The sequence below is a fragment of the Paraburkholderia rhizosphaerae genome, from assembly GCF_004366595.1.
Classification (GTDB): Bacteria; Pseudomonadota; Gammaproteobacteria; order Burkholderiales; family Burkholderiaceae; genus Paraburkholderia; species Paraburkholderia rhizosphaerae.
The window spans coordinates 22,317-32,943 of sequence record NZ_SORE01000045.1; the positions used below are offsets into that span (position 1 = coordinate 22,317).

Consider the following 10,627-nt stretch of genomic DNA (forward strand, 5'->3'; position numbering starts at 1 on the left):
ATCGCTGAATCCGGATAATCGCCCGGGCGTCGGAAATCAATTAAACAGTCCGACTATATAAGGTGATTCGCCGGCTACCCGGAAAAATGCCTGACGAATACCCGACCCCTCATGCGCATTTCTTCAGTGCGCGATTTTCCCGGATCTGGCGCAATGCGCGTTGCTGATACCGCACCAGCATCACGCTTAGCACGACGCAGCCGGCCAGCAGCATCGCATTGATGCTCAAACTGCCTTCGAATGCGCGCGCGTACCCCTGTGGCGTGTCGTGACCTTGCAGGATACCGAAGAACACGCCGCTGATCGCCGCAATGCCGAACGCCGCGCCAATCTGCAGTGTCGTGTTCACGACGCCCGAAGCGAGCCCTGCCTTTTCCGGCGCCACCTCCGACAACACGACGCGCATCACCGACGGAAACACGAGCCCATGACCGACACCCGCGCCGACCAGGCCCGCATAGAACAGCAAGCCCGGCTCGGTGTGCCGCAACGCGGCCCATCCGGTGACCGTGAAGCCGGCTGCCAGCAGCGCGAAACCGAGCGTGAGAACATGCGTGCCGATTCGCGCGACGACCGCCGGCGATGTCAACGGCCCGAACACGAACCCGACCGCGAACGGCATGATGGCGAGGCCCGCTTGCAGCGGCGTCCAGTGCAGGCCGGTTTGCAGATAAATGCCGTAAGTCAGGAAGAAAGCGCTGTTGCAATAGAACAGGAACGCCACCACCAGACCGATCGAGAACGCCGGGTTACGGAATAGCTGCAGATCGACGAGCGGGAAGCCGCCACCGCGCACGATGCGCTGCTCGACCGCAATAAAGACCGCAAAAACCGGCACGCTCAGCCCGAACATCACGAACGTCCACAGCGGCCAGCCGGCCTCGCGTCCGTGCGTGAGCGGATAGATCAGCATCAGCAGAAGCAGCGACAGCAGCACGACGCCGATCACGTCGACTTTCGTACGGTCCGGTTGCCGGTTCTCCGGGATGTACTTCCACGCGCCGGCGAACGCGAGCACACCAATCGGCACATTGATCAGAAACACCGCGCGCCAGTCGAGCCCGAATGGCCGATATGTGATCAGCGCCCCGCCGCCCAGTTGACCGACGATCGATGACAGACCATAGACGAACCCGTAAAAGCCGATGACCTTCGTCTGCTGATGCAACGGCACGACTGCGCGAATGGTCGCGAGCACCTGCGGCACCATCAGCGCGGCTGCCATGCCCTGCAGGATGCGCGCGCCGACCAGCATCGTGCCGCTGGTCGCGACGCCGCACAGCGCGGATGCGATCACGAAGCCCGCCATGCCGGCCATAAAGATCCGCTTGCGGCCGAACAGGTCGCCGAGCCGACCGCCGGTGATCAGCAGCACCGCGAAGGCCGATGCATACGCAGAAATGATCAGCTGCAATTGCGCATCGCTGGCGGCGACGCCGGCATGAATCGACGGCAGCGCCAGGTTGACGATGAAATAGTCGAGCGGCGCCAGAAATGCGCCGACCAGCAGCACGACGAGCGCCATGCCGGTGTGTGCCGGATGCGGCGGCGCATCGGGTACGCTGGCAGTGGCCGCCGCACGTGCTTCAACGTCGCCTCGCTGTTGCCTTTCAGAGTGCGTAGTGACTTTTGTATTCATGACTGATCGTTCAATAAATCGGCAAAAAAAATGGGTGGGATTCAGCGCGTCAGCGCACGCATCGCGATATCGACGATCGCCGCGAGTTCGTCCTCGTTGCGTTTGACCCTGCCCATCACGCGCAAGCCTTGAGTCATACAGAGCAGGTAATCGGCGACTGACTTTTCGTCGAGCGTCGGATTGAACACGCCCGCCGCCTGGCCGCGGATCACCGCCGCCGCGAGCAGCGTCGCGATGCGCCGCTGGATCGACGCGAGCTTGGCACGCAACGCTTCGTCGTCCACCTGCATTTCGAGCGTCGAGTTCACGATGAAACAACTGCGCTGGCCGGCAAGCGCCGCCGCCACGTGCGTGTGATGCATCAGCGCGTTGCGCAACGCGTCAGCGGGTGGCACATCCGCGTTCAACCGCTCGACCAGTCCCGCGATCGAACCCTCCGCGTAGTGTTCCAGCGCGGCGAGCATCAGCCCGTGCTTGTCGCCGAACACGCCGTACAGACTACCGCGCAGCACGCCGGTCGCCTTGACGAGGTCGTCGATCGACGTCGCGTGATAGCCGTGGTTCCAGAATACCTTGGCCGCCTTTGCAAGCACGGCATTGGTATCGAACTGGCGAGGACGGCCGCGCGGGCACTCGGCGGCCGGTTTATACGCGAGCTTTTTCGAAACGATGGGTTTAGACATTGCGCGGAGTTTATGACTACCCGGTCAATAAATCAACCCCGCAACGGTTCATCGTACGAAGCAGACTGAAACAACGCTCAGGTTTCGAGCTTCGCGTCCATTGTGATCGTCGCATTGAGCACCTTCGAAATCGGGCAACCGGCTTTCGCATCGGCCGCCGCCTTGTCGAATTTCGCCTTGTCGCCGCCGGGGATTTTTACGACGACGTCCAGATGCGACGCAGTGAGCGAGAAACCGCCGCCGTCTTTATCCAGCGTAACCGTCGCGGTGGTTGCGATGTGCTCGGGCTTGATGCCGGCCTTACCGAGCTCCGCCGATAGTGCCATCGAGAAGCAGCCCGCATGTGCCGCCGCAATTAACTCCTCAGGATTGGTGCCGATGCCGCTTTCGAATCGCGTCGCAAATGAATACTGGGTGTCCTTCAGCACGCCGCTGTCGGTCGAGATAGCGCCTTTTCCGTCCTGCAGACCGCCCTGCCAGACTGCCGATGCCTTGCGCTTCATTACGCTCTCCTGTGGTTGCCTCGTCGGTTCAGTCAGCTCGTACCGCGAATCCATCCGCAACGGTCACGCCCAGAATCTTCTGCGGAAAAAACGGCATCGCGTGGAAAATGCTGCACTTCGCTCGAGGCGCAGGCGCGGACCGACCTTCATCATAGGCGCTCGCCCAGCCCGCTGCGATGAAGTCGCGATGAACATGCGCGTCCGCTTCATTATTGCGGATCACGTAATAGCGTTTATCCGATCTTCCACTTTCTGGTCGCCTTGTCGGTCAATACACTTCGTGCACGGATCGGAAAAAAGTGCTTCAGCCCGATACCGCCACAGCAAGAATTCCGGAGGTTCATCATGAAGACACGAGTTTCCGTCGCCGCCGCGGCGACCATCGCGGCTGCGTTGCTGGCCGCGCCCGCCATTTCATTTGCTCAGCAGTCCGACAACACGAGCCCGGTGACACGCGCTCAAGTGCGTGCCGAATTGATCGCCGCGGAGAAGGACGGGTCGCTGTATCTCGGCAATTCTGATTACCCGGGCCCGTCGGTGCAGACGGTCGCATCGGCTAACAATACGTCTTCCGGCCAGGGCGTCGGCGGCGCTTATGGTGGTACATCGCAGTGGGGCTCGCGTACGCCAACCATCGAGCAACGCATCTTTGCAACGTTCCGCGGCAACTAACACACGTCCTTCCCCCCCGCTTTCGCCACGTCCTTGAAGGGGCCGGTAAGCGACACGCAGCGAACCGCGCACACGCGCGATTGCGAGTTGCGCTTGACCGGCCACCCGTCTCCCCGTGCGGTCAGGCAATAGCGCGCAAAGCCGCGAGAGCGCCCTTCCGTGCGCGCGGCCACAGCGCCGGTCACTCCGGTCACTCCGGTCACTCCGGTCACTCCGGTCACTCCGGTCACTCCGGTCACTCCGGTCACTCCGGTCACTCCGGTCGCTCCGGTCACTCCACGCAAAGTCGCGTTTCTACGCGTTGAATCGCGTCGAATCATGTTTCCCAACAGCGCAGCGCTATCCGCCGCACACCCATAGCCCCTGCTGCGCGCGCATCGCCTTGCGCCGTAAGCGTTCGAAGGGGCTGACGGCAGTGGTACTGCCGCAGTGCTAGCATCCCGATCAGTCCGCTGCCCGGTTCGCAGGACTCGACAAAGGTCCGCACACTGCATCTCACTTTCGAGGAGTGCAACATGATCGGAAAGACTGAGCCCACCGCCTCACAATCGATACAACAGCAAATCAGCGTCAACGAAGTCACGCCGGCGTATTGGCAGATCACTTTTCACAATCCGCCGTTCAACCTGTTCGGCCCGGACTCCATCCCGCAACTGCAGACGGTCGTCAACGCGATCGAAACCGCCCCGACCCTGAAGGTGGTAGTTTTTCAGAGCGACGTTCCGGGTTACTTTCTGACCCACTACGATTTCATTCCACCGCTATCCGACTCGACGGGTCTGCCCAATGGACCGACCAGCCTGCATCCGCTTCCCGATATGCTGGTAAGAATCAGCAAATCGCGCGTTGTGTCGATTGCGAAGTTGCGTGGGCGCGTGACCGGTGTCGGAAGCGAGCTCGCGCTGGCCAGTGACATGCGCTTTGCCGCGGTTGAAAACCTCGAGATCTCGCAATGGGAGGCCGGTGCGGGTTTCGTGCCGGGCGGCGGGCCGATGGCCCGACTTCCGCGCCTGATTGGCCGCGGTCGCGCAATGGAAGTTTTGCTCAGTGCGGACAACCTCGATGGCGAGACAGCCGACCGGTATGGGTATGTCAATCGCTCGCTGCCGGATGCCCAGCTCGATGATTTCGTCGACAAACTGGCCCGCCGCATCGCCAGCTTCGACGGCGAAGCGCTCGCGGACATCAAGCAGGCCGTGAATTACGCCAGCCTGCCGCCCGAAGCGGAGGTCGCCGCCGGCTGGAACCTTTTTATCTGGTCGGTGCAACGGCCGGAGGCTCAATACCGTATCGGCGAACTGATGAAGCGCGGCTTGCAGAAAGACGCGGACATTGAGCGCAATCTCAATCGCTACACAGCGGAAGTCGGCAACCGCTGAAGCGAAAGCGCTACGCGACGGACAACGCAATGCCGGAATCCTCGTGTTCGTCATCCGCCGCAGCCCGCGCTTCATCAGGCGAGCCCGGCTGCAGCGGCTGACGATGTTCGAGCACCTTGACTATCGTCGACTCGTTGTTCAGTCTTCCGCGATCGATGCTTTGCACTTGCCGAAGATCGACCAGCAGCACATCGCCTTTGCCGAATCGCTCGCCCGCGTCGATTTTCTTCAGGAATGCCCGATCGTTAATCGACGCATGGAAGGTCGTAACACCGTCATGAACGCGCCATGTGTTGCCATCCTTAAACGTCATCGATTCGATTTGCAGCATCTTGTGCGATGTGCAATCCGACACGATCTCCGCGGCGGTGTCCGTCGTCACGGCGGACAGCGCGCCGAGTTCATCATCGTGAACTTCGAGAACGACCCGTTCATGCATCAACACGCCGAAGTCGGTGATGCCTTCACGTTCCAGTGGTGAGAAGACTTTTTCAAGGCTCGAACGAACGATATCGCTACGGTAGAGCTTCACCACGCGTGAGTCGATCTCGATCGTTTCTGTTTCAGAAACATGCACCGTCGCGACTTTCCCGTGCTGCTGGATCTGCATTGGTCGCCGGCCTTTCAACCGGCGCAACAACCCAATCAGGCCGCCTCCGCCGACGAACCCGACCATGGTCATCAGCGTGTAGCCATTGCAAACCGCGCTCGCACCATGCCCCGAGAAAATGTCCTTGATTTGCGACAGCAGATGCTGTGTCGCGACGAGATCGATACCAAACGACCCGGCCTTGAAACTCGCATTGACATACACGCGAAGACTGGCGGCCTTTCCGTTGATCTCGTTGTTCGCTGCGCTCAGCAGATCAGCAATAGCGATGAGCGCCGGCGCGAGATCGCGCACATCCATTCGATGCTCTTCGAGCGCAGGACCGTCGTAGATCACATAAAACGGCTGATGGTTGTTCATTTCCATGGTCTGGAGACGCGGCGCCGGTTGTGTACCGCGAGGCAGTGGGACAAGAGATGCCATGCTGCCCTGGAAGTACCGAAGCTGACAAACGTGTCGCGATCCGTAGTCCTGGTTGAGCAGAAGCCTATTTTGTCGGTGATTACGAAGCCAACTGGTGTCATCTCGCCAATGCGATGCAACCATCGGCGGACACCATAAGAAAAAGCCCCGCCCGGCAAACGCCGGGGCGGGGCTTTCTTACGCCTCTTCTTTACGTCGGATATCTAAGCTTAGAAGTCGCTTAGACGCAGCTTAGAAGCGGTGACGCATGCCAATCGTCGCGACCACCTGGTTGCCCGTCGACGACGCACCGCCCGAGTTATTGATAAACGCGACGAAGTTCTTGCCCGACACGTGCTGGTACATACCTTCCGCGTACACGTCGGTGCGCTTGGACAGCGAGTACACCGCCTGCAGGTTGACCTGATTCCACTTCGGATCTTCGCCGAACTTCGTGGTGTTGGTCACGTGGCCATCCGTGTACACGTACGACGCGCCCAGGCTGAAGGCCGGCGTCAGCGCATACTTGCCGTTCAATTCAAAGTTGTCGAAGGTCACGCGGCCGTTTTGCGAACCGAACGATTGCGTGCCCTGGAACTGGCTGTGCGTATAGACAAAACCCACCAGTGCCGGTCCGATCGCGTAGTTCACGCCTGCGCCGACCGTACGCTGCACATCCGCGCCGACGACGAAGCCGCCCGTGCCGTTCGATTGCGATTCCGCGACGTCGATTGCACCGTTCGTGTTCGCCGTGCTGTTCGAGCCGTTGATCTGCAAGTAGCCGGCCGCGATGTTAAAGCCCGCGAACGAGTAGCTCGCGCCCGCGCTATATGCGCGATTCACGGCGAAGTCGGTGTTGTTCGAGAATGCGTACAGAGTGCCGAACTTGAAGCCGGCATAGTTCACGCTCGAGTACTTGATCGAGTTGCTCATCCGAACCGAGTGGTTCAGGTTGTCGTTGTCGAACGGGTGCGCGAAGCCCGTGTCACCGAACGTGCCCGCCGTGCCCGACAGCGGTGCGACGAAGTCGACCAGCGAGTCGTACTGGCGGCCGAGCGTGACCGTGCCGTACTGGTCGCTCGACAGACCGACGAATGCTTGCCGGCCGAACAGACGGTTGTCCTGCGCGAGCTTGCCGCTGGCAACGCTAAAACCGTTTTCGAGCACGAAGATCGCCTTCAGGCCGCCGCCGAGGTCTTCTGCACCGCGGAAGCCGAAGCGGCTACCGTTGATTTCACCGCTGGTTGCCTGGAACAGCGGACCACCTGACGCGCCACCTTTGCCGGCGACGTTATTCGTATAGGCCAAGCCAGCATCGATGATGCCGTATAGCGTCACAGAACTTTGTGCATGCGCGGTCGATGCGGCGAATGCAGCAATGACCGCCGCGGGGATGGCGATTTTTTTCACTGAGTAGCTCCTTCGTGTGGAAACCCGGATTGAACGGCGAACGGAAGTATAGGGAGCTACCCGTGATTATCATCTCGCCATATAGCGCAATACACTTCGTCTATACGAGCGATAAATATTTCATAAAACAGTAATACGCAAGCCAGACAAAGCTTTGCAGAGAATCGCACGCAATTCGCGCGCAAGCCTTAACGAATGGTCGTCGCGTAGTTGCAACGCGACGCATTCTTTCCCGTTCTGGAAGGCTCATTTCCAGCTGAAGAAAATTAGACAGCCGGATCAACGAAAGTCTCTTCAAGTCAATCTGGGCAAGGCCCGAAGGCGATCAAACCATGCCCGGGCCAGTCTCGAAACAAGTGTATTGAGCACCCCGCAGCTTACCGGTTTACTTAATATTCGACTAAAAAATTATTACTAAACGGATACAGGAAGCGCAATACAACGGCTTTCAATATCATATTTGCACGGGTTTATTGTAAATAAAGTTTATGAAAGTCATGTTTGTCAATAATTCAGCCTTCCCTTTCCGAATTGTCGTCATCCGGCGCAATGCCGTATATGAAGTGCATTCGGATGCCGGCTTTAAACGCGCGACAGGTGCGCAGCGCAGGCCCGGGCGGCGCGGCGACGATGCGCCGCCCGCCAGCGGAATTGCGAACGCGAAACGCGCCGACCGTTACAGCAGCGCGACGACCCTGACGTCGCCCTGCTCGGCCGACGCCACGACCTTGCCGTCCACGCGCCTGAACGTGATCGAGACCGACGAATCGCCGACCCGTAGATTGCTGACCTCGAGCCAGTCGATGCCATCGGGCAGCATCGGTTGTTCGATCAACACTTCGCGGCGCGCCGCATCGATCGTCACACCGAGGCACGCCTCGAGCATCATGAACGGCGAACCGGCCGCCCACGCCTGCGGCAGACACGCGACCGGATACGCGGTCGGCGGCTCGCCGCGACGCCGCTGGAAGCCGCAGAACAGTTCGGGCAAGCGCATATCGAACTTGACCGCCGCCTGGAAGAGCGCCTGCAGCAAGTTCACCGCAGCCGCTTTACCGCCGTAGCGCACGAGGCCACGCGCGCACAGCGCGTTGTCGTGCGGCCAGACCGAACCGTTGTGATACGCCATCGGATTAAAGCGCGGCTGACCGGCCGCCAGCGTGCGCACGCCCCAACCGGTATGAAACAGTGCCGATCCGAGCGTGCGCACGACGGCCTCGCCGCGCTCGCGCTCCGGCATACCGAACGCGAGCAGGTGCCCTGCGTTCGATGCGAGCACGCGACACAACTCACCGTGCCCATCGAGCGCGATACCGTAGAAGTTCAGATCGTCCATCCAGTACAACTCTTCCACGCGTTCGCGAATCGACCTCGCGCGCTGCGTATAGCGCGCGGCATCGCTCGCCATGCCGCGCAGCGCGGCGAACTGCGCCATCGTGTCGAATGCGGCGCTCGCGTATGCCTGCACTTCGACGAGCGCAATCGGGCCGTCCGGAAAGCGTCCGTCGGCGTGGAATACCGAATCGTGGCTGTCCTTCCAGCCCTGGTTCGCAAGGCCGCCATCGGATGCGCGCTGATAGTCGAGCAAGCCGTAACGGTTGCGATCGCAGACGCCCGCGACCCACTTCGCCGCGCGCTCGAGCGCCGGCCACAGTTCTTCGATCAGCGCGGTGTCGGCGGTGCGCGCCACATAAGCGCCCGCCAGCACGATGAAAAGCGGGGTTGTGTCGACCCCGCCGTAATACAGCGCAAAAGGCACTTCGCCCGTGGCCGCCATCTCGCCACGACGCAACTCGTGCATGATCTTGCCGACCGCGGCATCGCGAAACGCCGAATCTTCGAGCGCCTGATGCTTCGCGAGAAAGCGCAGCACGCCGCGTGCGAGCCCTGGTTGCAGCCACAACGATTGCAGCGAGGTGATCACCGCGTCGCGGCCAAACGGCGTCGAAAACCATGGAATGCCCGCGTACGGGTACGGGCCGGTTTCGAGATCGGTGGTCAACAGGCTCAGGTCCGCGTGCGAGCGCTCGATCCATGCGTTGAACAGCGGATTACTCGAGTGCACCCGTGCCGACGCACGGCGCCGCTCGCGCATCATCAGGTGTGCGTCGACCAGCGCCGCACGCACCGCCGCGCGACCGACCCGCGGCCGCACCGTATCGATCTGCGACACGTGTGCTTCGCTCACCGTATGCGTCGCCTGCGGCACGTCCGCATCGGCGCGTCCATGCTTTGCATCGACTTCGACCGATACCGACAGATAGATCGACAGGCACGCCTGCGCGGGCAGGCGCACCGAGTAATCGGCGCGGCGCGCGGACAGCTTGTCCGGGGTCGGCGAAAACGCGATTCGCACGCGGCGCGACACGTCGTCGAGGCCGACGTAGCCGAGCACCACCTCGCCGCGCTCGACCCGCGCCGGCTCGATCATGCCTTGCCGCGGGCGCTTCAGCCCGCGCACCTCGAACATGTCGCGAAAGTCGCTCGCGAAGGAGATGGAGAGTGGCACCACCGCGTCGCTCGTGCCGTAGTTCGTCAATTCGATTGCTTCGTTGAGCACCGTGCCGCACAGCACCCGCACGCGCTCGACGTGAATCACACCTTCGGTCACGCCGTCGGGCGCGTCTCCGCCGAGCGGCGGCAGCGGACGGTTAGTGAGGTGCGCGGTAAACGCGGTGTTATCGCTGCTGACGCTGCCCGACAGCAACGACGGCGCGCGTCCGCCGAACGTAAGACGCAGTTGCGACAGCACCCGCGTATCGTTGACGAACAGACCGTCGTCGACGCCGGTGATATCGCCCAGTGGATCGTTGACGATGAATGTCCCGCCCGATTTCAATACGGACTGGTTCGGACTCGCCGTGTTCAGGTTTTCCGGCGCGATGAACGCGCCGTCTTCGTCCTGTTCCGGGAAATCCACGTTGCCCGCATGTGTCAGTCCGCCGAGCGCTTCCGGATTCTGCATTGACTCCCTCCTGTTCCTGTATGTGTCCGTGCTGATCGATCCTCTCCGATTGTAGAGGGTCTACGTGAAATGGACACCTATGCGTTACACACGCGCACGCGCAATTGCAAGGTTGCACGCACAGAGGTGGGATCGGAGGCCGGGCATCGCGGGAATGCGCGTTTCAGGCCGCATGAAACGCATCGGCCACGCAGATCTGGCACGCGTCGTGCGGTCGGCGGGCGCCGCACGCGCGAGCGCCTTCCGCGACGCGGGCAGCCAACCGGCCGTTAGCGCTTCGCGAGCGGCTTCGCTTCGCGCGCGGTCTCGCCGATGAACAGCTGACGCGGACGGCCAATCTTCTGCTCCGGATCGGCGATCATCT

General features: G+C 61.3%; 8 protein-coding genes. 2 read left to right on the top strand and 6 right to left on the bottom strand.

What is annotated here, in order from left to right:
- Positions 1–109: 109 nt before the first annotated feature.
- The 3 genes from BX592_RS32505 to BX592_RS32515 form a co-directional block, all read right to left on the bottom strand.
- Positions 110–1,639, bottom strand: a complete 1,530-nt coding sequence (locus tag BX592_RS32505; RefSeq protein WP_134197406.1) for an MFS transporter — start codon at positions 1,637–1,639, stop codon at positions 110–112.
- Between the two features lie 41 nt (positions 1,640–1,680).
- Positions 1,681–2,322, bottom strand: a complete 642-nt coding sequence (locus BX592_RS32510) for a TetR/AcrR family transcriptional regulator (RefSeq protein WP_134197408.1) — start codon at positions 2,320–2,322, stop codon at positions 1,681–1,683.
- A 77-nt stretch (positions 2,323–2,399) separates the two neighbouring features.
- On the bottom strand, positions 2,400–2,825 hold the full coding sequence (locus BX592_RS32515) for an OsmC family protein (RefSeq protein ID WP_134197410.1): 426 nt from the start codon (positions 2,823–2,825) through the stop codon (positions 2,400–2,402).
- Positions 2,826–3,170: 345 nt separating this feature from the next.
- Here BX592_RS32515 and BX592_RS32520 point away from each other — a divergent pair, with 345 nt between their 5' ends.
- Positions 3,171–3,497 carry a DUF4148 domain-containing protein gene (locus BX592_RS32520; RefSeq protein ID WP_134197412.1) on the top strand — a complete coding sequence of 109 codons (327 nt, stop codon included), beginning with the start codon at positions 3,171–3,173 and terminating at the stop codon, positions 3,495–3,497.
- A 515-nt stretch (positions 3,498–4,012) separates the two neighbouring features.
- On the top strand, positions 4,013–4,876 hold the full coding sequence (locus BX592_RS32530; protein WP_134197416.1) for an enoyl-CoA hydratase/isomerase family protein: 864 nt from the start codon (positions 4,013–4,015) through the stop codon (positions 4,874–4,876).
- A 10-nt stretch (positions 4,877–4,886) separates the two neighbouring features.
- Here the strand turns inward: BX592_RS32530 and BX592_RS32535 are convergent, their stop codons facing one another.
- From BX592_RS32535 to BX592_RS32545, 3 genes are all read right to left on the bottom strand, one after another.
- A complete protein-coding gene (locus BX592_RS32535; RefSeq protein ID WP_208328014.1) occupies positions 4,887–5,846 on the bottom strand; it encodes an LAPAL motif-containing putative phage structural protein in 960 nt (319 codons plus the stop codon).
- A gap of 294 nt (positions 5,847–6,140) precedes the next feature.
- Positions 6,141–7,298 carry a porin gene (locus tag BX592_RS32540; protein WP_134197418.1) on the bottom strand — a complete coding sequence of 386 codons (1,158 nt, stop codon included), beginning with the start codon at positions 7,296–7,298 and terminating at the stop codon, positions 6,141–6,143.
- 676 nt (positions 7,299–7,974) lie between these two features.
- A complete protein-coding gene (locus BX592_RS32545; RefSeq protein ID WP_134197420.1) occupies positions 7,975–10,263 on the bottom strand; it encodes an amylo-alpha-1,6-glucosidase in 2,289 nt (762 codons plus the stop codon).
- Positions 10,264–10,627 lie beyond the last annotated feature (364 nt).